Genomic DNA, 24,741 nt, shown 5'->3' on the forward strand with positions numbered 1-24,741 from the left:
AAGTATACATGGTATATTTTAGGATAATATAATTTGTATTTTTTACAAAGTTAAGAGAAGAATGCTATTAAAGATTAAGGTCGTAAATTATCGGTGTTCGCTCTTAGAAAAAAGCAGGGGAGGACCATCAGCGTGATCAAACGCAGCAGAAATGCAGTTCTAGCTTTATGCCTTATCCTATCATTAATTACATCGAATTTAGGCGTGGCTTACGCTCAAAGCGCGGAGAAGATTTCCGACATTAATGGCAGTTGGGCGCAGGATGAAATCTCCCGTTGGTTGGATCAAGGGCTGATTAATGGTTATGCGGATCATACGTTCAAGCCGAATCAGACGATCTCCAGGGCAGAATTCGTCGCATTAATTAATCGAGTTTATGGGTTCACAGATCAAGATCAGACGAAGCCCTTCACCGATGTGCCTGAAGGTCAATGGTATTATTCGGATATCGTCAAAGCTAAACTTGCAGGTTACATATCAGGCTTCGGGGACGGAAGCTTCAAGCCTGGGGCTAGCGTGAACCGACAAGAAGCGGCCAAAATGATCGATACGCTGCTCAAGCTGGATCATCCGAGCGACGACAGTGCACTTAGCACATTCAAGGATGCGGATCAAATTCCTCAGTGGAGCAGACCTTACTTGAATTCTCTCTATACTGCTGGCTATATGAAAGGATATCCGGATCAAACACTGCGTCCGCTGAAGCCGATTACAAGAGCGGAGGCCGTAGTATTACTGGATAAGGCGGCAGGCAAGCTTATCCAAGCTCCGGGTACTGTCGGCGGTGAAGCTGAGCAGACGGTACAGGGTAATGTGACGATTAATACTTCTGGTGTAACGCTTAAGAATACGACGATTGAAGGGGACTTGTACCTTGCTCCGGGGATTGGCGAAGGGGAAGTGTACCTCGATAACGTTACGGTAAAAGGAAGAACAATTGTTGCAGGCGGCGGTGCAAATAGTGTCGTCTTGAACAATTCTGTTCTGTCTGTTGTACTCGTCAACAAAGCGAATGGGCAAGTTCGTCTATTAGCCCAAGGCAGCACCGTTATTAGCAGGACGATTGTTAAATCGCAAGCTAGGCTGGAATCGGACAATAACAATGAGGGTTTCAAAGAAGTTGAGATCATTACGTTGAGTGCCGGCACAAACGTACAATTGCTGGGCGCATTCCAGAAGGTCATCGTGAATTCGCAAGCTGCTCTCGATATTTTAGGCTCTACGAATGTAGCCGATTTGGTCATTAACAATGCGGCACAAGGCAGCACGGTCGATGTTCAGGATTTAGCGACGTTGGACAATGTTGTATTGAATGCAGCTATAACGATTAGTGGTAAAGGCACAATCAAGGTCGTCACCGTTAATGCGAACGGCATCACAATTGAGCAAAATGTAGGAAGCTACAAGCTGGGCGACGGAGTCGTGCTGGTCATCATTAATGGACGGAGCATTACTGGTAATTCCGGTTCGACCGGAGGCGGAGGAATATTCATACCTCCATCAAGCGGCAGCCCGAGCACGAATCCGGGTACGGATAATGGAACGAATCCAGACACGGGTAACGGAACGAATCCGGAAACTGGTACGCCAGGAAAGGATCCGGGTGGTCAAGATCTGAACAAATTGCCCGGGATTGAAGCAATATTTATTGCCGGAGATCAGTTATATTCGTATTTTACTGCTGAAGGAGATTACTCCAGCTTGAGATTTTCGATATCCCCCACAAGCCGGGAGGTGAGCTATTCATCCATTAACGGAAAGGTTGGAGCATATAACGTAGCCGGCGGTCCTGTTCCTGGCAATAATCAAGTTGTTGCATTTATTAATCCAGACATCGATGTATACGTATACGAGTACTATTTCCCTGTGATTCTGGATGCCGTTTCCGTGAGTGGATCCGTCTATGGGCACGTATATTACAATGGTTCGAACAGCCTTCGTTATCTCATCAATGATGTTGAGATTAACGATCTTGAATACCAGCAGCTAATAGGAATGAAGCCGTTGGCAGATGGTGATCAGTTGACGTTATTTTATGGCAATAAATTGGTCGTCCGGGCAGTCTGGGACAGCGCAAAGTTTAAATGGGTAATAGAGGAAATAAGTGAACGAATCAATGCTCCAACGAATGTAACGGCTCAACCTTTATCCCATTCGGAAATTGAATTGCAGTGGGAGGCTAATCCTGCAGCAGAATATTATTATGTGTATAGCAGTGATTCGTTGAATGGAGCCTATGTCCCTATAACGGATGCTATGAATGAAAAAATTAAAGTTACAGGTACTAGCTTTATCGATCGAGATCTTGCTCCACGCAAGACAAGGTACTACAGAGTGACTGCGGTGGCAAACGGGGGAACGGTCGAGTCGAGCTATAGTCAGACGGTAAATGCCGCTCCGTATTACAACGAGTATATGGATGTGAGCTTTACCTTAACAGATTCTGTACAGCATCCGAGCGAACCGATTTTATACATGACAGATAAGACGAACAAGAAGGTTTATGCTTTGAATTATGAAACGAAGCAATTATCTTCCGTCAGCTTTGACTTACCGCCGGAAAGTATAACGTATGCGAACGGGGAATTGTTCGTCTCACTACTCAAGATGGATCGTAAAATTTATAGCGCGAAGGAAAGTGGTGCGATCGCAATAATTGATGCAGCTAGTTTATCGATTACAAATATTTATGATGTTGAGATTGATCCCTTTGATATTGCAGTAGACCATTACGGTAATATCTATATTTCCTCAGGGGCAGGACCGCTTTCCGGTATTAAATCCTATCGTAGGAACGGATCGGCGTTAGTGGAGGGCGGAACGAGTGGGCTCGCTGAGAAATGTTACATTTTTATGCATCCTACATTGGATCTGCTCTACGTCATTGATACTGATACGAGTCCGAGAGATATTATGTCTTACTATATTACTGATACGGGTCAATTTTACGATAGAGGTGATTCGCCTTATCATGGTGAATACAGCATGTCAACGAATATGAAGCTCTCGCCCGACGGTAAATACATCTTTAACGGTGCAGGCAATGTATTCGGAGCGTCGGATTTGAAATATATGTCTAGCTTGAATAAATGCTTCGAGGATATCGCATTTGATTTGGGAAGTAATAAGTTCTATACCTTAACAGATTATATTGTTAATGTATATAGCTATAGTGATTTTCAACAGATAGGATCATACTACATGGATGGAATTGGGACATCAGTATTTATTAGCGACGATCAGATCATTGCATTGACTGCAATGGACAACAAGACGCACATAGAATTTATTGGTAAAAGTACAATGGACCCAGTTCCAGTCCCTATTTAGATGGGAATTGGTAGGGCGATTCGATCGCCGATGTGACCTATGATGCAACGAACAATAAGGTGTATGCCATCTATGAAATGATCAGAAATTTGATCGACAATGTGATGTACTCCCGAGAGTAGCATAAAGCGAGCCAATCACGGCGTATTCGGTCCAGCATGACCGATGCGCCGTGATTTTTTGTCATTCATGAGTTTATTGGATTCACGACTGCTTGCACGGATAATCTCATAGGACTTTGCGATATCATCCATGTAGGCCGTATAAATTAGGGGGGAGAGGTATACTCTGATTTTTGATTCATAATCTATAATGTGTTACACTTATAAGGAAAACTTATAAAATGAAGGAGTGAGATGCGACAATGGCTGGCCCCACCCCGTTGGTTCAAGTTAGCTCCGTCATTCATTATAATGCTGTGCTTATCCATTTCATTTATATTAACCGAACCCATATCATTCCACGATTCTACTGAGACAACAATTCTTAACAGCAGCTCCCCCAGAACACGATCTATCAGAATTCAGCCTTTACTTCCACGTCATCCGTTTCTTGTCCTAGCCATTTTCCTTCATTTTGTTCGGTTCCTTATGCCATCGATAATTATCAGAATAATTCGACTATCGAACCTGCTATATCCTTACGTGTTGTTGTTTCGCAAGAGACTGCTTCTGATGCCAATCAAGTTCACCTCGAATTTTCTAGGCTGCTCTAATCCTTGATCGGATTTGTATTAATTCTAGAATATTGGAGGGTTGAGCTTGAATATAAGAGAAACGGATTTGCCGGGAATCGGAAGGAAATATCAGATCGAGAGCCGGAGCGGAGATAAATTAGTCGTCATCATTCATGAAGATGGCCGACGTGAGCTGTATCATTTTGAGCATGATGATCCGGATGACAGTATCTCAATGATTACGTTGGACGATGATGAAGCGCGAATGGTAGCCGGTATCGTCGGCGGTATGAATTACAAGCCGAAGGCGTTGGAAACGATTGAAGTTGCCTTGGACGATCTTATTATTGAGTGGTATAAAATCGAGCATCACGCGAGGGCGATTGGCAATACAATCGGCGGCCTTCAAGTTCGTCAGAAGACAGGAGCCTCCATAATAGCTGTTGTGAACAAAGACGGAACGAAGGTCATTAACCCCGGACCGGACCATGTAATCACTCAGGAATCGATCCTTATCGTCGCGGGAGAACGGAAAAATTTAAGACAGCTTAAAGAAATTTTACAGAATGGCGGTGATTGACGCATGAATCACGTCGTACTGGAGATTGGCTTAGCTGTCGTGCTCATTGCAGCAGCAGGCTTATTGTCGTCGAAGCTCCGGTTCTCCGTCATTCCGTTCTATATCCTTATGGGGATGGCTGTTGGCCCGCACGCCCCGAAGATATGGCATTTTGATTTCCGGTTTATTGAGAGTGCTCCGCTAATCGAGTTCATGGGCAGAATCGGAGTGCTGTTCCTGTTATTTTACCTTGGGCTTGAATTTTCGGTCGGGCGCTTGGTGAAGTCGGGGAGGTCCATTGTCGTTGGCGGAACGATTTATATTCTGATCAATCTCACATTAGGGCTGCTGTTTGGTTTCGTAGCGGGATTTCCATTCAAGGAAACGTTGATTGTAGCGGGCATTACTACGATTTCGTCCAGTGCCATCGTTGCCAAAGTGCTAATCGATTTGAAGCGCTCGGCGAACCCGGAGACGGAGATGATTCTCGGCATTACGATGTTCGAAGATGTGTTTCTGGCGGTATACATCTCAATTCTGTCCGGGCTGATACTGAGCGGCTCAGCATCTTTCACAGGAGTCTTAATGTCGGCTGCCATCTCCTTGGGCTTTATGCTGTTGCTATTGATCGTTGGACGTAAAGTGATCCCATTGTTGAATAAGGTATTAAGCATTCGCTCGAATGAAATATTCTCTTTAGTTATTTTCGGCGGACTGTTCCTAGTTGCCGGATTTTCCGAAACGATTCATGTTGCGGAAGCAATCGGAGCTTTATTGATCGGTTTGGTACTAGCGGAGACGGAGCATATGAAGCGAATTGAGCAGCTTATATTGCCCTTTCGTGACTTCTTCGGTGCTGTCTTCTTCTTCGGCTTCGGTCTAACGATTAATCCGTTAGAGCTGCTCGACACGGTATGGTTATCTTTAGGCGCCGTTGCTATTACGCTGATCGGCAACTATGTAGCTGGCTTGCTGGCGGGCCGAAGTGCAGGACTATCACCTAAAGCATCGACGAATATCGGACTAACGATTGTATCCCGCGGCGAGTTTTCTATTATTATGGCGAACTTAGGCAAGGAGGGAGGCCTGCTTGCGGTTTTGCAGCCATTTGCCGCTTTATATGTACTGATTCTTGCTATTCTTGGTCCTATTCTAGCGAAAGAATCGAAGTACGTATATCAGGCGGTTAATAGATTGTTCAAATTCATAACCAAATCGGATCAGCCCGGACAAGCATAATGATTATGGTTAAGCGAGAGACCGTGAATGGTCTCTCGCTCTCGCCATTCAAGAGGAGGATTAAGCAGATGTTTCTTTGGAATGCGGCTCATGCGTTAAAGTCCGTTCCATGGTTGAAGAAAGGTTTTCCTTACCTCGCTATTATCGCCGGCTGTTTTATTATATCGATCGGACTTGAACTGTTCTTATTACCGAATCAAGTAACGACAGGCGGAATTACAGGGGTGTCCATCCTCGTCTCTCATATGACGGAGATGAAGCTAAGTCTGCTATTATTTCTTTTTAACTTGCCGTTTATTACTTATACAGTAAGGCCGAAGGCCATTCGTCTGCCCTTCGTCATTCCGTTGGTCGTTGTAGGCATTTTCACTTACTTGTTTCATCCTGTTGCGGCGTTAGTTGATGAGCCATTAGCTGCAGCACTGTTCGGCGGTACCTGTCTAGGGATTGGGAGTGGAATCGTACTGCGCTACGGAGGACGGTTTGATGAGCCGGAATCGGCCGTCAAGCGTCTCCCGCAATTCGGACGTACAAAGGCAAGTATCATTATCTTTATGATCAATATTGCGATCCTTATTATGGCAGGGGCTGTATTTGGAGTTCAACAAGCGGTCTATTCCATTCTGGCACATTCATTAGCTTACTGCATGATTGAGGCGGGCTTCTCAGGGCTAACGCCTTATAAACGGTTCTTGGTCAGAAGCAAAGAAATTTCTTCATTACAGCACGTTACTTCGCATACGTTCCATATTCGATGGATCTCCACCGCAGAGGACAATACAGCATTCTGTATCGTTCATCGCGCGGATGTGCCATTCATGAGAGAACGGTTGAAAGCGCTTGATCCCAATGTACAAATTAAGAGCAGTTTAGAATATACCAAAGAGTCTGCAATGTAAATCTTACGGTGTACTACTGGGCATAAATATGGTGGTTAATACTTTCGATCATAAGTGTTAATTGCGGTGTTTGCGTAATAATAATGAATGAGCTATAGATCATTTCATTATGGGAGCCCAACGCACTTTAACCTGTAGGAGGCTGTTGTAAGATGGCAGGTACACAAAGCATTCTGGAATGGACCTTAATCGCGGAATGTCCCGTTCCTCAAGACGTTAATGACTTGTTAGTCTCAGGGGAGACAGCGGTAGCTGCGTATAAAACATTACGTGATACGGCTGTGTTCACGAACAAAAGGCTGATCGTGAAAGATGTGCAGGGCCTTACCGGCAAAAAGGTTGAAATATACTCCTTACCGTATTCCTTCATCAATATGTGGTCCACGGAGAATGCAGGCAGATTTCTCGATTTCAATGCTGAGGTGGAGCTGTGGACGCGTGCCGGGCATATCAAAGTAAAGCTGCAAAAAGGTGTCGATATTCGCAAGTTCGATAAGCTGATTGCCAGCGCGCTGCTGCAAGACTAAGACTGACTTAACTCTCAGGCAAGGGAAGCAAGGTGCGTCCGCTTGGACGAATGTGCCTTGCTTTTGTTATTTGTAGGCGGAGTACCAGCACGATAAATATTCAAACGGAAATCACAAGAAATTCTATTTATGCGGTAAAGCAAGCACTCTATAATGAGACTGTCTTGCAGCTTTATAATTGATCGAACAAAGGGGGGAGTCCTTTCGGAACGATAAAATGATCTACTCACGTGAGAAAACGTTTTCAAAAAAGGAGGAGATGAACTTGAAATTCAGAAGATTTGCGGCTTTACTAGCTGCTCTTGCCTTATTGCTGACTTGCTTCCCAGTAACGAGCGCATATGCGGCTAACAGTGCGCTTGCTAAGACGCCCGGCAACTCCAATCCATTGATGGATCATAAGCTTGGAGCGGATCCTTTCGCACTCGTCTATAACGGAAGAGTATATGTCTATATGTCGAGCGACGCGTATGTTTACAACAGCAATGGAACGGTGAAGGACAACGATTTTAGTGCATTAACGAAAATTAACGTCATCTCGTCGGCTGATATGGTGAACTGGACAGACCATGGCTCGATTCCAGTTGCGGGACAAAACAACGCCAACAATGGCGCAGGCATTGCCAAATGGGCCTCGCTCTCTTGGGCGCCTTCCGTTGCACGCAAAACGATTAACGGCAAAGATAAGTTCTTTCTTTATTTTGCTAATGGTGGATCGGGCATTGGGGTACTGACCTCGGATTCACCGATCGGTCCGTGGAGCGATCCTCTGGGCAGAGCACTCGTAACAGGAAGCACGCCTAACATGTCTGGTGTGACGTGGTTGTTCGACCCGGCTGTTCTGGTGGATGATGACGGGACTGGTTATCTATACATGGGCGGAGGAATTCCGAATACGTCCGATCAGTCATCCATTGCGAATCCGAAGACAGCCCGAGTGGCTAAGCTGGGTGCCGATATGATTAGTCTTAACGGTACTCCTGTCACAATCGATGCTCCGTTCATGTTCGAGGATTCCGGCATTCATAAATATAACGGCAAATACTATTACTCGTACTGTATCAATTTCTCCGGTACTCACCCGGCAGCTTATCCGGCAGGAGAGATCGGGTACATGGTGAGCAACAGCCCGATGGGGCCTTTCACGTACGCAGGGCATTTCTTGAAAAACCCAGCCGTCTTCTTCGGATCGGGCGGCAACAATCATCATGCGGTATTCAATTTCAATAACCAGTGGTATGTCGTCTATCATGCTCAGACGGTGAGCCAAGCTCAATTAGGCTCGGGCAAAGGCTATCGTTCTCCGCATATTAATAAGCTGGTGCATAACGCAGATGGAACGATTCAAGAGGTACAAGCGAATATGGCCGGCATTGCACAGATCGCGAATCTGAATCCGTACAACCGTACCGAAGCCGAAACGATCGGCTGGAGCGCAGGAATTACAACGGAGAACTCACAGGCTGCGGGCGGGCCATTCAATAACCAGAACGTGACCAATATTCATAATGGGGACTGGATCGCCGTAGGCAATGCCGATTTCGGCTCAAGCGGCGCGAAGTCATTCAAAGCGAATGTCGCCTCCACCTCAGGCGGCAAGATTGAGATTCGACTTGATAGTCCGACGGGAACGCTTGCTGGGACGCTGAACGTGACGTCTACCGGCGGGGCTCAGACGTGGAAGCAGGTGGAGACGTCGGTTAACAACATCACAGGCGTTCATCGGCTGTACCTTGTCTTCACCGGATCAGGCTCGGGCAATTTGTTTAACCTGGATTACTGGCAGTTCTCCACGAATCCGGCAGGCTCCGGTTCTGGCTCGGACCCAGGTTCGGACCCTGGCACGAACCCTGGCTCAGGCTCTGGCTCAGTAACAAGAGTCGAGGTTGAGAATATGACGTTAAGTGGGCAATACGCAGGGAAAATCAGCTCTCCATTTAACGGAGTAGCCTTGTATGCGAATAACGATAGTGCCTCATTCGATCAATATTTTGCTTACTCTACGCATACGTTCTCGCTCAGGGGGGCTTCAACGAACTCCAGTACAGCAAGGGTTGATCTGCAAATCGGCGGCACGACGGTCGGCTCCTTCTACTTTACGGGAACGACGCCAACGGTACAGACATTGTCCAATGTATCGCATGTAACCGGACCAACCAACATTAAGCTTATTGTAACGACCGACAACGGAACATGGGATGCTGTGCTGGATTATTTGGAGTTCTCACTCTAATCAGGGTAGTATAGCTTTAAATAAGAAGGAGCTTGTGACGACATCCGTCGCAAGCTCCTTTTGTTATAGGATAACCGCTCCAACGACACCGCTTAACACACCAAGCACGACGACCGACGCAACAACGAACAACAGGACCTTCCGGGGGAACGATCTGGCGACCATGAGAATGGACGGAAGGCTGATGGAAGGCAGTGTCAGCAGCAGTGCTGCTGCCGGTCCTGTGCCCAGCCCGAAGGACATCATCGTCTGAATGATCGGAATTTCTGCTGCCGTAGGGATGACGAACAGCATACCGGCAATGGCGAACGCTACGATAAGAAGAATGTTATTCGATGCCGTCTCTCCAATCGATGGGAACAGCCAGGCTCTTGCTGCACCGAGCAGCAGCACTGCAATGATATAAGCGGGAACAATATGCAGTAGCATGCTCCCGACCGCTTTCAGCCATCGGATGATAAGTGGTGCGGATTGTTCTTCCTGCTGCAGCTTCTTCGGAGCCTGTGCCACCTGATCAGGCAAAGTTTCGTTCGCGGCGAACCGGTTTGCGAAATAGCTGACGCCGAATGTGAGCAGCAATCCGAACACGAGCCGCAGCACCGTGAACCTCCACGATAGAACGAAGGTCATGAAGACGAGCGTTGCCGGATTTATGGTCGGATTGCCCAGCCAGAATGCGAGGCTCGCGCCGACGGATGCCTTCTTCTTACGCAAGCCTACTGTAACGGGAGCCGCACAGCACGAGCACATCATGCCCGGTATTGCGGCGACGCCGCCGACTAAAGTGCTGCCGAACGAGGTTCGGCCAAGCGCTTTGAGCAGCCAGCTCGACGGAATAAGCACTTGCAGCAGCGAGCCCAGTAAGATACCCAGTACGGCCGCCTTCCATACTGAGTTGTAATAGGTTTTGGCATAATCCCAAGCTGACTGCCACGACGGATCGGGTGCTAGCTTTTGTCCGCCCGTTACGATTGAGCCGCCGATCGTATGCTTTGCAGCCGCATCCAACGCCTTCAAATAATACGGCCACCATTTGACGTACGTTAATCCTGCAATGGCAACGATCAGAAATACGATCACCGAGATAATGATCTTTATGTTGACGTTATCTGACTGTTGTATAGTACGGTCTTTTGATGTCATGGAATCCTCCGGTATTCGATATTTAGGAAAATAATCGACTAATTGGGTAACATAACAAGGTGATCATACAAGGAAGGATACGATCTTGATGTCCAACACAGATAAAATCAAGCTGACCTCTTATTCCACCAAAGGCGGCTGCGGCTGCAAAATCGGGCCCGGCGATCTGTCTCAAGTGCTTCGAACGTTACCGCTTGCTGCTCCTGACCCCAATCTTCTTGTCGGCTTGGATACGAGCGATGACGCAGGGGTGTACAAGCTGAGCGATGACCTTGCCCTTGTGCAGACGGTCGATTTCTTCACGCCAATCGTTGACGACCCGTATTCATTCGGACAAGTTGCTGCCGCGAATGCGATTAGCGATATTTATGCGATGGGCGGTCGGCCGCTTACAGCGCTCAATATTGTAGCCTTCCCCATTCGTACGCTCGATAAGCAGGTACTGGCAGATATACTGCGCGGTGCTGGGGACAAAATGAAGGAAGCGGGCGTTACGCTTGTCGGCGGTCATTCCATCGATGATAATGAGCCGAAGTTCGGGCTCGCGGTTACCGGACTGATTCACCCGGATAAAGTGCGTACGAATGCGGGAGCGCAGCCGGGAGATAAGCTGATCGTAACGAAGCCGATTGGGGTCGGCATCCTGACGACCTCCATTAAGAAGGACAAGCTGTCGCAGGAGGAGGTGCAGCGGGTAACCAAAGTGATGGCGACATTGAATAGAACGGCTGCCGAGACAATGGAGTCCTACGAAGTGCATGCTTGCACAGACATTACCGGCTTTGGGCTCATGGGCCATACGCTCGAAATTGCCAGAGGAAGCAGTGTCGGTATTCGGATCCGTGCGGCGGACGTTCCGATTCTGCCAAGAGTAAGAGAGCTGGCGGAGGAAGGCTTTGTCCCAGGGGGCACCAAGAACAATTTCGCGCATGTTCACGAATCGGTTACGTTCCCGGAGTCGCTCGATCAGGTGGGGCAATGGATTTTGTGCGATGCTGTAACGTCTGGAGGACTGCTTATCTCCGTAGCCAGTCATCAGGCAGAGGAACTGCTTGGCAAGCTGAAGCAGGCAGGAGTTGAAGCGGCCATCATTGGAGAGACGACCGCCGACCAACCCGGACATATCGTCGTACAGTAGATCGCACCTTAAGATGGTTAGGAGACGATCCTTTTGTTTCAGGATATTAGCATCGAGGAATTGTTCGCGTTAAAGGATAAGAAGGAGATCGTAACAATCGATGTGCGCTCGCCGTCCGAGTACGCTGAATCGACGATTCCGGGAAGTCTCAATATCCCGTTGTTCGATGATGCAGAGCGTGCGGAGGTCGGCACAATCTATAAGCAAGTAAGCGTTCAAGCGGCAAAGGACAGAGGGCTCGAGTTGTTCTCCGCCAAGCTCCCGGCCTTTATTAAAGCATTCGAGCAGATCAAAGACCAGAAGGCGGTCTTCTGCTGGCGCGGCGGCATGCGAAGCAAGACGACGGCGACGGTATTGTCTCTGATGGGCATTCGAGTGTATCGTCTGACCGGCGGCTATCGTACCTATCGCAGGTGGGTCGTCGAGACACTGGAGCATTTCGAGCTTAAGCCGCGCCCGATCGTGCTGCTGGGTCATACCGGAACAGGGAAAACGGTCATTCTTCGCCAGCTTCAAGACGAAGGGCATCCGGTGCTTGATCTGGAAGGCATGGCTGGCCATCGCGGCTCTATATTCGGACACGTTGGACTAAAGGCTCATAACCAGAAAACGTTCGATTCGCTCCTTCTCAACGAACTGCTGAAGTATGAGGATTCCCCCTATGTGCTTCTGGAAGGGGAGAGCAAGCGAATCGGCAAAGTGGTGCTTCCAGAGTTCTTGTTAAATAAGAAGAAGGAAGCGGATCAGCTCTTTATCCAATTGCCGATTGAAGAGCGGGTCAGGCATATAGTGGAGGATTATGAACCGTGGAATTATAAGCAAGAGCTGATGAAAGGCTTTAACCATATTCGGGACCGCATTCATACGCCGATCGCGAAGCAGATCGGAATGTATCTGGAGGCGGATCAGTTTCACGAGGCAGTCCGGCTTCTGCTGGAGTATTACTACGATCCACGTTATGAATATGCCATGCAGCAGTATGAGCAGGCTCGAGTCGTTATTGACGCGAAGACGATTGCTGAAGCGACGCAGGCGATAAAGGCATATCTCTCGCGCTCGCCTAATGTAATGAATAAGTTGAGGATATGAAGAAAGCCCAGCCGTGAATGGCGGGGCTTTCTTTTTTATCAGCGGCAGTTAGGATTAGTCTTTTGCGGAATACCGAAAGCTTCGATAATATAAGTACGGGGAGATTTGAATATTTTATTGGGAAAAGATGGCGGCGATTATGAGAATAGAACTTGGACAGCGAACGGTTGACGTACATGTCGCTTACGGGCGCGGGAGTAAGCTCTCCATTCATGTTGACTCTACCGGACTCGTAACCGTGAAAGCTCCGAACGGCACGAACGACGATTTGATCGAGCGGGCAGTAAGACAGTATAGTGAACAGCTCGCGGCTCAGCTGGATACAATCGAGAAAAGCCGTGAAGCGCAGCAGCCACGAGCGTACAATGAACGCAGCCAATTCCTTCATCTCGGTCGATATTATAATCTAGATGAGCTGATCGACACGTCGGCTGCTGACGATGAGGAGCTTAAGCGGCGGCTCAAAAAGTTTTATTTTGCAAGCTGTAAGAAGATTGTGCTGGAGCGTATGCCGTATTATGAGAAGCGGCTGAAGGTGGCGGCTAAATCGGTTGAGATTGTCGAGTCCAGAACCAAATGGGGCAGTTGCAGCTCGAGTAAGCATTTGACCTTCAACTACCGGCTGGCCATGGCACCAATTGAAGTTATTGATTACGTTATTATTCATGAGCTGTGTCATCTGACCCATATGAATCATGATCGCTCTTTCTGGCGGCGAGTAGGGAGCATTATGCCGGATTATAAGGAGAAGGAAGCGTTTCTTACCAAGTATGGCCCTGCCTTGACCTTTTGATCGGCCGTTCATTAATTATTTATTTATAGTTATGTTTGGCGGAATAGTTTGCTATGATAGGGATTAGCAGCTGATTTCATTACAATTATAGTCTGGAGAGATTAATATCATGAGCACACAACCATCGAAGCTAGGCGTTCCATTGGAAGGGTTTGCTGAAATCAGCAGAAAGGTCGCGGCAGAAGGCGCCGTATTGTTACGTAACGAGAATCAAGTTCTTCCGATTCGCCCTTCCGAAAACGTTTCCGTTTTCGGAAGAACGCAAATTAATTACTACCGAAGCGGCACGGGATCAGGCGGCAGCGTTAACGTTGTCTATACGACAAACCTGCTTGACGGCCTTCGGAGCAAGACAGGCATACACGTGAACGAAGAACTGGCAGCGGTATATGAGAAGTGGGTCGAGCTCAATCCGTTCGACAACGGAGGAGGCGCATGGGCGGCCGAGCCGTGGCATCAGCAGGAGATGCCGCTAACGACAGAGCTTGTGTCAGCAGCTAGAAGCCGTTCCGACAAGGCGATTGTGGTCATCGGCCGGACGGCAGGAGAAGATCAGGATAATGCGAATGCTCCGGGCAGCTACTTGCTCACAGCGGATGAGATAGCGATGCTGCAGCAGGTAACGTCTTATTTCGAGCAGACGATCGTCGTGCTGAACGTTTCGAACATTATTGATATGAGCTGGCTGGACGCGGATTATGTGTACCCGATTGCAGGCGTTATTTATGCTTGGCAGGGCGGTATGGAAGGCGGTAACGCGATTGCCGATGTGCTCGTAGGTGACGTCGTTCCGAGCGGCAAGCTGACAGATACGATCGCTTATTCGCTGGACGATTATCCGTCGACCCGCAACTATGGCAATGAGTTTCAAAATATCTATGAAGAAGATATTTATGTCGGTTACCGTTATTTCGAGACGTTCTGCCCAGAGAAGGTGCAATTCGAGTTCGGATACGGTATGTCGTACACCTCTTTCGAGGTTAAGCCGGAGGAAGCGAAGCTTGTTCATGAAGCTGACGCTGAGTTGATTGAAATTGGAGTTACGGTAACGAATATCGGATCTGACTATGCCGGTCAAGAGGTCGTTCAGGTGTATTATGAAGCGCCGCAAGGCAAGCTCGGCAAGCCGGTGAAGGCGCTTGCGGCATTCGCGAAGACGAAGCTGCTGCAACCGGGCCAATCGGAGCGTCTTGTTATCAGCTTTCCGGTTGCTTCGATGGCTTCTTATGACGATGCCGGCGTTACGGGACACGCTTCCGCTTACGTGCTGGAGGAGGGCGAGTACCTCATTCATGTCGGTAACAGCGTCAGAAATGTAACCGCTGTTAACGTTAACGGCCAAGGCAGTTATAGGGTCGAAACGCTTCGCGTTGTGGAACAGCTGTCCGAGGCGCTGGCGCCGACCGCAAGCTTTACTCGGTTTGCTCCTGGTGCCCGTAAGGCGGATGGCACGTATGAGCTCGTATCAGCCCCTGTGCCACAGCGTCAAATCTCGCTGGCCGAACGAATCGAGCGCAATCTTCCTGTAACGCTGGAGCAGACCGGTGATCGGGGCTATAAGCTGCAGGATGTTGCAGACGGCAAAGTGAGCATGGAAGCCTTCATCGCTCAGCTGAGCGATGAAGATCTGGCGGCAATCGTCCGCGGCGAAGGGATGAGCAGTCCGCTCGTCACGCCGGGTACGGCTTCCGCTTTCGGCGGCGTAACTGAGAGCTTGCTCGGTTATGGCATTCCACTGGCATGTACGGCCGATGGTCCGTCTGGCATTCGGATGGACAGTGGGCATAAAGCTACGCAGGTAGCGATCGGAACGCTGCTGGCTGCGACTTGGAATATTCCTTTAATTGAAGAGCTGTACGTGATGGAAGGCCAAGAGCTTCTGCGCAACGATATTGATACTTTGCTGGGACCTGGCTTGAACATTCGCCGTAGCCCGCTTAACGGACGCAACTTCGAATACTTCTCGGAGGATCCGCTTGTGTCAGGTCTGTTCGCTGCAGCGGTTACGCGAGGGATTAAGCAGGGCGGCTCGAATGCGACGCTTAAGCACTTTGCCTGCAATAACCAAGAGAAGTACCGTACGAAAGTAGATGCGGCCGTGTCGGAGCGTGCGTTAAGAGAAATTTATTTGAAAGGGTTCGAGATCGCGGTTAAGCAGGGCGGCGCAACTTCGATTATGACGTCTTACAACCCGATCAATGGGCATTGGTCGGCATCGAACTATGATTTGAATACGACAATTCTGCGCGGTGAATGGAGCTTCACGGGAATCGTCATGACCGACTGGTGGGCGGTGATGAACGACGTCATTCATGGCGGTCCTTCGGACCGAAGCTATACGAACTCAATGGTCCGTTCGCAGAATGACCTTTATATGGTCGTCTCGAACTATGGCGCAGCATCGAACGTGTGGGGAGACAATACGATCGCCTCGCTAGACAATGGTACGCTGACGCGCGGCGAATTGCAGCGCAGCGCCATGAACATTTGTCAATTTATAATCAAGGCGCCAGTGTTCTCCCGTAAGTGGGCAGTAGAGGAGAATGCAGAGCGGTTTAATCCGAACCCAGATCTGTCGCCGGCGCAAGCTCAATCGCTCGCAGCCGCTGCACAGGTGAAGGTGACCGGAGAAGGGCCGTATATTATGCAGGTAGAGCAAAGCGGTACTTACCGGATGACGGTCCATTTGATGTCTGCAGAGCAAGTCTGGGCGCAATGCGCAACTAACCTATACGTCAATGGCCAATTGATGACGACCATACAGACGAACGGTACCGCAGGCAACTGGATTCGGCAGAAGCTGGTGAAGGTAGAGCTGCCAGCGGGACTGTACGAGCTGAAGCTGGAAGTGGCTAAGCCAGGCATGGACATTGACTGGATCGAATTCGTACAGGAATAGAATATTTCATCGTATGAGTAAAGGGGCAGCTGCTGAAAGTAAGTGAAAGCTGACGGACGGACCGCTCCTTTACTCACGAAAATTCTTATCAAGCCAAATATCCGAATTAATGTAACGAATGCATGGATTTGGCCTATTTATCGATCGAAACCATCTGCCGTCTGGTTGCGGCGCGCTTGAGTGAAACAGAGGCGAACCGGAGCAAGGAAGTTGCGAATTAATGACGGAATAGATAGCTATTGTATGATGCTCCCCCGGCTGCATTCGGCTGGGGGTTGTTTGATTTTAATAAATTCCATTCATTAGTTACATCTGTTATGATAAATCCATAATTACGAAGAGGGAGAGTCGCTCCGTGAGAATTCGTCTAATCGGTGTTTTATGTATCCTTGCGGGCATTGGGGTATTAGTCGTCGCGAATGCTCAATCAATGGAGGAACGGGTGTATGTCTATCCTCCCGGCGCAATAGTCGAAGCTTACCCTGGCACTGCTCCTTCCACTGCCTCCGACAGTCAGATGATCGTGGATGGCTGTGCGGTTCCCCATGAGACCGTCCAGATTGAGGTATCGGAATACGAGGCGAAAAGGCTGCGCGAAGAAGCCGGCTATCCGTCTGAAGGAGTTAGCGGAGGCATCCTCGTCGAGTTCAAGCAGATCGGCCCTTGCCCGAACGATAAGGACTAATCGAAGAACGGCTTCCATACAATTAAAATAGTGCCTCTCGCGAACCCCGCAGCACCCCATCATGCTGGATGCGCAACCATGTCAACTTTTTGACGTATGAATAGGAATCTGTACCTCCTTAAATCCCTATGCTCGAACAACAATAGAAGTTGAGGTTATCCACCTATGCATCCTATGAACAATCTTAAGCATGAGAGCCTTCTCGTTCAGCCGGATGCGTGTTATCAGCTGGCGGAGCAGAAGGCTGCTCGTTATTTTGAAGCGCTGTACGAGCAGGTGATAAGCAAGGCTTATGTATCGGTGCTAACGGAAGATATACAGCAATGGAAAAGCCATCACATACGCCGCTGGCCCTGGCTGCCGCGGCTGGCGCGGGGCAGGCAACCATTCAATGGCGAAGATCATAACCGATATATTCGCTGGCTGCATCATACGAATAAGCTGGACGATTATCTGGACCGCAGCATTCGCTACATCTATATGAGAGACATTGGCGCAGCGATGGAATCGCCGCATACGCGCAGCCGAATTCAGCGCATTGCTGCAGACGTGAAGCGGTGGCTTGTATCGTCGGCGTCAACGGAGCGAGGCGGCAATGATTCCTTTATTAGCGTTGCAGATTTCTATCAATGGGCGCGACAGGAGGGCATTGAGTCTGCTGCGATTTGGGTCATGGAGAAGTTGAAGACCGTCGCGGGCCACATTCCAGATGGAATGAACGCCGAGCACGCCCAGCGGAAGCTGATCAAGATTATTCTTGGCGTTGTGCTGCATGTAATCGAGGAACTCGGGAGTCAGGCAGCTCCTGATGAACGCGCCCGCCGGCTGGATGAAGCCATCCGGCTTGGTTATTCTTACGGATTGACCTATCCGTATATCGATGACTTGCTCGACTCGCATGCGCTAACCGCCGATGAGAAAGTGTGGTACTCCGGTATTATTCGAAAAGCACTTCTTACAGGCGAGGTTCCGGAGCTCAGCGAATGGAGTGTGACGGATAACAGTTTATTTCGGTTCATTCAGTCGGAGCTGTCAGAGGCGTTCGAATATATTCGGCATCATCAACGGCCGGAGGAGCGCCAGTTGTTCTTCGAGCAGGCGTTCGTCTTCTTTCATTCGCAGGAGATCGATCGTGCGAAGGAAATGGCATACGCCGCATATACGAACGAAGAATTGTATATTCCGATTATATTGAAATCGGCCTCATCCCGTTTGATTGCCCGTTCCGTCATTCGTGCACCGCTGGAAGAGGGCTTCGAGAGCCGAACGTTCTATTACGGTATCTATAACCAGCTGGCGGACGATTTCGCTGATCTGTTCGATGATTGGAACGATAAAGCGGTGACGCCATTTACTTATTATTATCAATACCGCGAGCAGCGTCCGGATCTGATTAACCCATTCGAAATGTATTGGGCCGTTATCTACCATCTCGTTCATCACGTATACCGTTCCGATAAAGATACCCGGGAGGTCATTCTAAACCGGGCTATCAATGGGCTCAGAAGATATAAATCGCGCCTTGGCGCCGATGAGTATAACCGAGTGATGGACATCTTCGCTTCCGGCAACCCGTCGTTCAACCGACTTGTGCAGCGGATGGTCGATCAGGCGGATGATATTGATTTTCTCGATAAACTGCTTCGGGATCAGCTTATCCGCGTGCTTCGCACTGACCGGCAGCAGCAAGAGCAGTTCCAGGAGACGGTTCGGATCGCCCGCGATCAAATTAACAGCACGCTTCAGGTAGTGAAGCCGTCCGGAATACCGGATGTGGATGAGACGCTGATTAAAGCGGCGAATTATAGTCTTGAAGGAGACGGCAAACGTCTGCGTCCAGTACTGGCGTGGGTTATGGGGGTGCAGGTATATGGTCTGCAAGCGGAGGCGATCGTGCCCTTATTGCGTTCGTTGGAGTATATGCATACAGCATCGCTTATTTTTGATGATTTGCCTTCTCAGGATAATGCATCCACCCGCCGCGGGCGTATAACTTTACACCAGCTCCATAACAGCGCTACGGCGGAATTAACCGGCCTGCTTCTTATTCAGAAAGCGATTCAAGAGCAAACGTCACTTACCACCTTCAAAGCGGAGCATGTGCTGTCATTAATTCAATATTCGGCTCGGCAAGCGGAAGTGCTGTGCATGGGGCAGGAGATGGATCTAAGCTCCAAAGGAAAGACGCTTACCCTAGAGCAGCTGAATACGATCTGTTACTGCAAGACCGGCATCGCTTTCGAAGCCGCCCTAGTCATGCCTGCCATTCTGGCGATGGTTGAGGAGCAGGAAATCTCCGTATTGAAGCGATACGCTTATCACGCGGGCATCGCGTTTCAAATTAAGGACGATCTGCTTGATGCCGAGGGCGACGAGAAGGTGATGGGGAAGCCTGCCGGCCAGGATGCCGGGAACAATACGTCGACGTTCGTGACGATTCTCGGGCAGGACGGCGCGAGGAAGGCGATGTGGCAGCATTATTGCCTGGCTGTCGAAGCGCTTAAGGAGCTTCCGCGTCAGGTTGATTTCTTGAGACATTTGTTAAATTTTATTGTTTATCGAGATCGTTGAGTGGACGATGACGAGGGGCTGTCCATATATAGTCAGTGAACACTGACGGATGGACCGCCCCTTATTGCTGTGCGCATGTCTATGAATTAAGCTAGAGTAGGCTGATAGATGCATTTGCTAGAGTCTATCGACTGGGAAAATTCCATTTATTGAAACAAAATAGGCTAGTAGAACGTATAAGGATAGGAACGATGGGGGAGGTCAATAGCCATTAGATTAAATAGAATGATGTACATAACAATAGTCCTGATTATCGCTGTGCTTGCAGGATGCGCACTACAGCACGATACTGGCGATTATGTCAGCAGCACGTCAGGGGCGGTACAAATTCCGACGAAGCTAGAAGGGGGACAGCAAGAGGGCACCGGAGAAGAAGCGGGACTTGACTCGGTGGAAGAGCAGGTAGACGACCTAGAGCAGCAATATGACTATTGGCTCGATGATGAGGAAGCAGCCGGATTAGAGCTGGAGTCTGAGCAGCCGTTAGAGCCCATTGTCTCCACAATCACTTTCGCTGCCATCGGCGACGTATTGATTCATCGTCCGATCTATCGGGAAGCGGAGCAGAAGGATGGAACGTATAATTTTACTCCGGTTTTTGCTCAGGTTCGTAACGTCATGCAGCAGCCCGATCTGTTAATCGCGAATCAAGAGACGATGATTGGCGGTAAGGAGATCGGATTATCGACTTATCCAAGCTTCAATAGCCCGCATGAGGTCGGCGATGCGCTGAAGGAAGCGGGAGTCGATTTCGTGACGCTTGCGAACAACCATACGCTGGACCGCGGGGAGAAGGCGATTCAGAGTGCGCTGAACTATTGGGATGAGCTGCAAATGCCTTATACGGGCGCTTATAAGAATGCTGAGGATCAGTCGCGCATTCGTACGATTGAAAGCGGTGGCATCACATTCGCAGTGCTCGCTTATACATATGGAACGAACGGCATTCCGGTACCGAAAGGCAAAGATTATTTAGTGAATTTAATCCATGTCGACAAGATTAAGGCTGATGTGGAGCGTGCTCAAGCAATGTCGGACATAGTCGTCGTAGCGATGCATTGGGGCAATGAGTATGAGGACCTGCCGAACAAGGAGCAGCAGACGCTGGCGAAGAAGCTGGCCGACATGGGCGTCGATATCATTATCGGGAACCATCCGCATGTTCTTCAGCCTCCTGCGTGGGTAGAAGGTCAGGACGGCCACAAGACGTTCGTGTTCTATTCCCTCGGCAATTTCGTATCCTCTCAAGAGGGGCTTAAGAAACGGATTGGCGGTATCGGCTTTCTTGACATCGAGATGACGACAACGGGCGAGACGAAGACGATCGAGATTAAGAACCCTGCCTTTATGCCGACGTATATGTATTATAACAATTGGAGAAATTATAAAATCGTTCCGATGGAATTAGCTACCGCTTCCGAGCTAAGCCAGGCGAAGCAGCAGCTTCAAAAGACGATGAAGCACATGAAGAAATATATTCCGGACTTATCACTTTTTCATGCGGAGTAAAGCTTTCGATTATTGCGGTTCCAAATTCGAGCTGTTGAAAGGAAGGGTGCGCCATGTTTGGCAAAATAGCTGCAGATGTGCTTGGCCTTAGTGACGTAGGCTCCGTCATTCGTCCGGAGCACTATGACAAGGTGGATTCTGACGATTACGTCCTGCATGAGGATAACGAGAAGATTTACTTTCTGATCAAGTCCAAATCGGACGAGTACTGCTTCACGAACTTGGCACTCATTCATCTTGACGGGACGAGCGCGGTGAGCAAGAAACGGACGCTGAAGCGCTATTCGTATGCGACGCATCCGATCTCGAATGTCTCGCTGGAAACAGCAGGAACGGTCGATCTCGATGTGGAGATTAAATTTACGATCGGTTCCGTTGCGCTGTCGATTGACGTTCATAAGAAGCATATCGAGGAATTGAAGGATCTGTACAAAACGCTTTTGAAAATGGCTGAAATGATGCATGAGAACAGCATTGCGCTAGAATTCGCCAGAAGCAGTCTCAACATGGCCTCTTCGACGATTCAATCGGTGCACAAGGGTGATTTTAATGTTGTCGCACAGTTCGATGCCCTGAACAAAGCGGCTTTCAACTGGATGATCGATACGCATAAGCAGTATACGGTCAAAGATTACAGCTCGATCTTCGAACGGTACATTAATCAATAATTGACGAAACAATTAAGCTCTGAGGAACACGCGCTATGTCGGTTCTTCAGAGCTTTGTTGTCGTTCGGATTAGCTGCTGTAGCTGCCGTACTTCTTCTTGTAGTATCCGTGGCCGTACGGATTGTGCGGCGGGTGGTAGCCTCCGTGCTTGTAATCGCTGCTGCTGTAATGTTTATGACCGTAATGGCTGTATGGACCATGATGGCTGTGATGTTTGCTGCTGTTAAGGGAATAGAGGAGTCTCTTCACCAGGTCTCTTAGCATGACATGACCTCCTTAGGGTGAATCAAGCTGGAATCGAAATTGCTCAAGTCTTACTCAATAATACGTCACGATGTAATGCAGGTTTCGTCAAATAGAGCCTATTCTCCGTTAGTTCGGAAACCAAATGAATGCGGCTCTCGTATGGTAGTGCAAGGCATGGAGGGGATGCGTATGGTTAGAGCATGGTGGCAGCGGTTTCGGCACAATTGGATGGACTATCCTCTTAGGCAGGGGACCGTACGGGCGGGCCGATACCGGATTGAACAGTCGCTTGGCATGGGCAGCTACGGTCAGGCGTACCGCTGTACTGATTTGGCAGCGGGTACTCCTGTCCTAATGAAGCGGGGGAAGCCAACTAAGCGTAGTATCGGTCATCAAATGCTCAAGCGTGAGAGCGAGCTTATGCGCAAGCTGCATCACCCGCAAATTCCGCAATGGCTGAACGAAGTGAATCATCGGAGCGAGACATTACTCGTTATGGATTTTATAGAGGGCGATAATTTGGAGCATGCCATTATGGAGCTTGGACGTACATATACGGAGAGAGAGGCTCTGCTTATCGTATCGCAAGTGCTCCGTCCGTTGAAATATTTGCATGAGGAAGGCTATGTTCATCGGGATGTTCGGACGCCGAACATTATTCAGAACGGCGACTCCGTGTGGCTTATTGACTTCGGCTTAGCCTGTCGTATTAGCGAAGAGCATCCAGACGAATGGAGGAGAACATGGCTTGCAGACCAAACGGATGAAGAGCATGAAGAAGGGCAGGATTGGCACGCGGACAGCTGGGGCGAAGTGAAGCAGCGAATGCGCAAGCCTGAGCCTGCAAGCGATTTGTACGGACTAGGGCATGTGTTCCTGTTTCTCATGTATGCGGGTTATGTGCCTCAGGAGGGTCAGGAGGAGCTTGGTTGGGAGGAGGAGCTGAGTCTTCACCCTGCGGTGAAGTGCTTCATATCCGACTTGCTTGCGAGGAAGTGGGAGACGGCTGCGCAATGTGAGCAGGAGCTGGAGAGGGTATGGAGGGCGCTGTCTTGATAGATGCTGCAGTAGAATAAAAGCGGCTGGCATTGGTCTTGAACCAATACCAGCCGCATTATATTTATTGCGGGTTTGTCGTCCAGATGCCTGCAGTACGAATAAAGACGCGCTGCGGCAGCTTCAGAGCTGCCAGAATAAGCTCGGCAACATCCTCCGGCTGCATCATACGGTCCTCATCACCGATTTTGAGACCGGCATTAACAGCCAGCTCCGTATTAACTGTGCTTGGTGTCAGTGCCGTCACTCGGATGTTCGATTTGCGAACCTCTTGCATGAGCGATTCGGTCAAGCCCATGACTGCGAACTTGGAAGCGACGTAAGCGGAGCCTGTTGCGAAGCCGCGTTCGCCTGCAGTTGAGGCAATGTTGATGATGCTGCCGCTGTTCTGGCTAAGCATCGTTGGAAGTGCAGCACGTGTTACATAGTAAGTACCCATCAGGTTCGTTCGAATAATACGCTCCCATTGTTCTGGATCCATGTCGAGCAGCGTGCCGAACTGGGCGATGCCGGCGTTGTTGATCAGAATGTCGATGGCTCCGAGGCTTTGTGCCAGCCCGGCAATAGCCTGATCGACTTGTGCTTTATCGGTCACGTCTGCTGCCGCGATATATGCTTTAATGCCGTATTCTTTCGTCAGCAATGCTTGCAGGGCCTCCAGATCGGCAGTCGTTCTTGCAAGCAGGCCGAGATGTACGCCTTCCTTCGCCAGTGCGATTGCAGCCGCCTTGCCGATTCCTTTGCCTGCGCCAGTAATAATGGCGGTACGGTTCGATAAACTCATTACGGTTCACTCCTTAAGGATCTCTATATATAGGGCTTGTTTCATTGTTCATTATGAAAGAATGTGTCACGTGAATCAAGCTGCAGCCGGGAAGATCTATCAGGTTAGGGAATAGGGCAGCCATGCAAGCGAATGAAATGCTTGTGTAGCTGTCTATTTTTGCAGCAAGAATAGGTGAGGGGTGTATAGTATATTAGTTTGAGTGAGGATTATAGCCGAAGGGGAACGAGCATATGGAGCAAGCGTACAGCGTCTCGCAAATGACACAAGGCTTATCTAGAGGAGCGGTAACTTCGCTCTTCTTATTGGGCATATTTATGGGGGCTTTAGACCATGGAATTGTTGGTCCTGCATTGAGCTCGATTCTGGAAGCGTTCGGAGTGAATGCACAGTGGGGCGTCTGGAGTTTTACGGTTTACACCCTACTCTTCGCGGTCAGCATTCCGGTTCTTGGGAAACTGTCGGCAAGATTCGGTCGGAAACAGACCTTTCAGCTCGGAATTAGGCTGTTTGCGCTTGGCTCGTTGATTGCAGCTCTCGCGCCGAGCTTCCCAATCTTCCTGCTTGGACGAGCTGTGCAGGCTATTGGGACGGGCGGTATCTTTCCCATCATCGGTGCGCAAATCGCGATGACGTATCCGCCGGAAAGACGAGGCAGGATGATGGGACTGATCAGCATGGTATTATAGGGAGGCAT

General features: G+C 49.2%; 19 protein-coding genes. 16 read left to right on the forward strand and 3 right to left on the reverse strand.

Going from position 1 to position 24,741, the window contains the following annotated elements:
• Positions 1-132: 132 nt before the first annotated feature.
• From PXY01_RS13835 to PXY01_RS13860, 6 genes are all read left to right on the forward strand, one after another.
• Entirely contained in the window at positions 133-3,330 is a 3,198-nt protein-coding gene (locus PXY01_RS13835) for an S-layer homology domain-containing protein (protein WP_164744424.1), read from the forward strand.
• 761 nt (positions 3,331-4,091) lie between these two features.
• Complete coding sequence (locus PXY01_RS13840; protein WP_174721828.1) at positions 4,092-4,586, forward strand: cation:proton antiporter regulatory subunit; 495 nt, start codon at positions 4,092-4,094, stop codon at positions 4,584-4,586.
• Positions 4,587-4,589: 3 nt separating this feature from the next.
• Entirely contained in the window at positions 4,590-5,804 is a 1,215-nt protein-coding gene (locus PXY01_RS13845) for a cation:proton antiporter (protein ID WP_127570612.1), read from the forward strand.
• A 68-nt stretch (positions 5,805-5,872) separates the two neighbouring features.
• Entirely contained in the window at positions 5,873-6,703 is an 831-nt protein-coding gene (locus PXY01_RS13850; protein WP_164744425.1) for a YitT family protein, read from the forward strand.
• A 152-nt stretch (positions 6,704-6,855) separates the two neighbouring features.
• Positions 6,856-7,230, forward strand: coding sequence for a PH domain-containing protein (locus PXY01_RS13855; protein WP_127570614.1), 375 nt, complete (start codon positions 6,856-6,858; stop codon positions 7,228-7,230).
• Between the two features lie 391 nt (positions 7,231-7,621).
• A complete protein-coding gene (locus tag PXY01_RS13860) occupies positions 7,622-9,463 on the forward strand; it encodes a carbohydrate-binding protein (RefSeq protein ID WP_281277889.1) in 1,842 nt (613 codons plus the stop codon).
• 63 nt (positions 9,464-9,526) lie between these two features.
• On the opposite strand, the gene PXY01_RS13865 is transcribed toward PXY01_RS13860, so the two are convergent.
• Complete coding sequence (locus tag PXY01_RS13865) at positions 9,527-10,606, reverse strand: permease (protein WP_127570616.1); 1,080 nt, start codon at positions 10,604-10,606, stop codon at positions 9,527-9,529.
• A gap of 88 nt (positions 10,607-10,694) precedes the next feature.
• Here PXY01_RS13865 and selD point away from each other — a divergent pair, with 88 nt between their 5' ends.
• The 8 genes from selD (at position 10,695) to PXY01_RS13905 (ending at position 21,958) form a co-directional block, all read left to right on the forward strand.
• Positions 10,695-11,744, forward strand: a complete 1,050-nt coding sequence (gene selD / locus PXY01_RS13870) for a selenide, water dikinase SelD (protein ID WP_127570726.1) — start codon at positions 10,695-10,697, stop codon at positions 11,742-11,744.
• A gap of 33 nt (positions 11,745-11,777) precedes the next feature.
• Positions 11,778-12,833, forward strand: a complete 1,056-nt coding sequence (mnmH, locus tag PXY01_RS13875) for a tRNA 2-selenouridine(34) synthase MnmH (protein WP_127570617.1) — start codon at positions 11,778-11,780, stop codon at positions 12,831-12,833.
• 139 nt (positions 12,834-12,972) lie between these two features.
• Positions 12,973-13,626: a M48 family metallopeptidase gene (locus PXY01_RS13880; RefSeq protein WP_127570618.1), complete on the forward strand. Its 654-nt coding sequence runs from the start codon at positions 12,973-12,975 to the stop codon at positions 13,624-13,626.
• A 109-nt stretch (positions 13,627-13,735) separates the two neighbouring features.
• The gene (locus PXY01_RS13885) at positions 13,736-16,525 is read left to right on the forward strand and encodes a glycoside hydrolase family 3 C-terminal domain-containing protein (RefSeq protein WP_127570619.1); all 2,790 of its coding nucleotides are present in this window, start codon (positions 13,736-13,738) and stop codon (positions 16,523-16,525) included.
• Between the two features lie 355 nt (positions 16,526-16,880).
• Positions 16,881-17,210 carry a hypothetical protein gene (locus tag PXY01_RS13890; RefSeq protein WP_127570620.1) on the forward strand — a complete coding sequence of 110 codons (330 nt, stop codon included), beginning with the start codon at positions 16,881-16,883 and terminating at the stop codon, positions 17,208-17,210.
• 165 nt (positions 17,211-17,375) lie between these two features.
• Complete coding sequence (locus PXY01_RS13895; protein WP_127570621.1) at positions 17,376-19,781, forward strand: polyprenyl synthetase family protein; 2,406 nt, start codon at positions 17,376-17,378, stop codon at positions 19,779-19,781.
• Positions 19,782-20,006: 225 nt separating this feature from the next.
• Positions 20,007-21,290 (forward strand): CapA family protein, encoded by a 1,284-nt coding sequence (locus tag PXY01_RS13900; protein ID WP_127570622.1) that lies wholly within the window; start codon positions 20,007-20,009, stop codon positions 21,288-21,290.
• Between the two features lie 53 nt (positions 21,291-21,343).
• On the forward strand, positions 21,344-21,958 hold the full coding sequence (locus tag PXY01_RS13905; protein ID WP_127570623.1) for a PH domain-containing protein: 615 nt from the start codon (positions 21,344-21,346) through the stop codon (positions 21,956-21,958).
• 69 nt (positions 21,959-22,027) lie between these two features.
• On the opposite strand, the gene PXY01_RS13910 is transcribed toward PXY01_RS13905, so the two are convergent.
• Positions 22,028-22,222, reverse strand: coding sequence for a hypothetical protein (locus tag PXY01_RS13910; RefSeq protein ID WP_246027932.1), 195 nt, complete (start codon positions 22,220-22,222; stop codon positions 22,028-22,030).
• A 171-nt stretch (positions 22,223-22,393) separates the two neighbouring features.
• On the opposite strand from PXY01_RS13910, the gene PXY01_RS13915 reads away from it, so the two are divergent.
• Positions 22,394-23,260 carry a serine/threonine protein kinase gene (locus PXY01_RS13915; RefSeq protein ID WP_246027933.1) on the forward strand — a complete coding sequence of 289 codons (867 nt, stop codon included), beginning with the start codon at positions 22,394-22,396 and terminating at the stop codon, positions 23,258-23,260.
• 64 nt (positions 23,261-23,324) lie between these two features.
• On the opposite strand, the gene PXY01_RS13920 is transcribed toward PXY01_RS13915, so the two are convergent.
• Entirely contained in the window at positions 23,325-24,044 is a 720-nt protein-coding gene (locus PXY01_RS13920; RefSeq protein WP_127570625.1) for a 3-ketoacyl-ACP reductase, read from the reverse strand.
• Positions 24,045-24,277: 233 nt separating this feature from the next.
• On the opposite strand from PXY01_RS13920, the gene PXY01_RS13925 reads away from it, so the two are divergent.
• Complete coding sequence (locus tag PXY01_RS13925; protein WP_127570626.1) at positions 24,278-24,733, forward strand: MFS transporter; 456 nt, start codon at positions 24,278-24,280, stop codon at positions 24,731-24,733.
• The last annotated feature ends 8 nt before the right edge of the window (positions 24,734-24,741 follow it).

This window comes from Paenibacillus xylaniclasticus, assembly GCF_004001065.1.
GTDB classification, from domain to species: domain Bacteria; phylum Bacillota; class Bacilli; order Paenibacillales; family Paenibacillaceae; genus Paenibacillus_T; species Paenibacillus_T xylaniclasticus.

Coding starts and splice junctions, on each gene's coding strand:
- PXY01_RS13845 (WP_127570612.1), top strand. CDS start 4,590: ATGAATCACGTCGTACTGGAGATTGGCTTAGCTGTCGTGCTCATTGCA.
- PXY01_RS13850 (WP_164744425.1), top strand. CDS start 5,873: ATGTTTCTTTGGAATGCGGCTCATGCGTTAAAGTCCGTTCCATGGTTG.
- PXY01_RS13855 (WP_127570614.1), top strand. CDS start 6,856: ATGGCAGGTACACAAAGCATTCTGGAATGGACCTTAATCGCGGAATGT.
- PXY01_RS13860 (WP_281277889.1), top strand. CDS start 7,622: ATGGATCATAAGCTTGGAGCGGATCCTTTCGCACTCGTCTATAACGGA.
- PXY01_RS13865 (WP_127570616.1), bottom strand. CDS start 10,606: ATGACATCAAAAGACCGTACTATACAACAGTCAGATAACGTCAACATA.
- selD (WP_127570726.1), top strand. CDS start 10,695: ATGTCCAACACAGATAAAATCAAGCTGACCTCTTATTCCACCAAAGGC.
- PXY01_RS13880 (WP_127570618.1), top strand. CDS start 12,973: ATGAGAATAGAACTTGGACAGCGAACGGTTGACGTACATGTCGCTTAC.
- PXY01_RS13885 (WP_127570619.1), top strand. CDS start 13,736: ATGAGCACACAACCATCGAAGCTAGGCGTTCCATTGGAAGGGTTTGCT.
- PXY01_RS13895 (WP_127570621.1), top strand. CDS start 17,376: ATGCATCCTATGAACAATCTTAAGCATGAGAGCCTTCTCGTTCAGCCG.
- PXY01_RS13900 (WP_127570622.1), top strand. CDS start 20,007: ATGATGTACATAACAATAGTCCTGATTATCGCTGTGCTTGCAGGATGC.
- PXY01_RS13905 (WP_127570623.1), top strand. CDS start 21,344: ATGTTTGGCAAAATAGCTGCAGATGTGCTTGGCCTTAGTGACGTAGGC.
- PXY01_RS13910 (WP_246027932.1), bottom strand. CDS start 22,222: ATGCTAAGAGACCTGGTGAAGAGACTCCTCTATTCCCTTAACAGCAGC.
- PXY01_RS13915 (WP_246027933.1), top strand. CDS start 22,394: ATGGTTAGAGCATGGTGGCAGCGGTTTCGGCACAATTGGATGGACTAT.
- PXY01_RS13920 (WP_127570625.1), bottom strand. CDS start 24,044: ATGAGTTTATCGAACCGTACCGCCATTATTACTGGCGCAGGCAAAGGA.
- PXY01_RS13925 (WP_127570626.1), top strand. CDS start 24,278: ATGGAGCAAGCGTACAGCGTCTCGCAAATGACACAAGGCTTATCTAGA.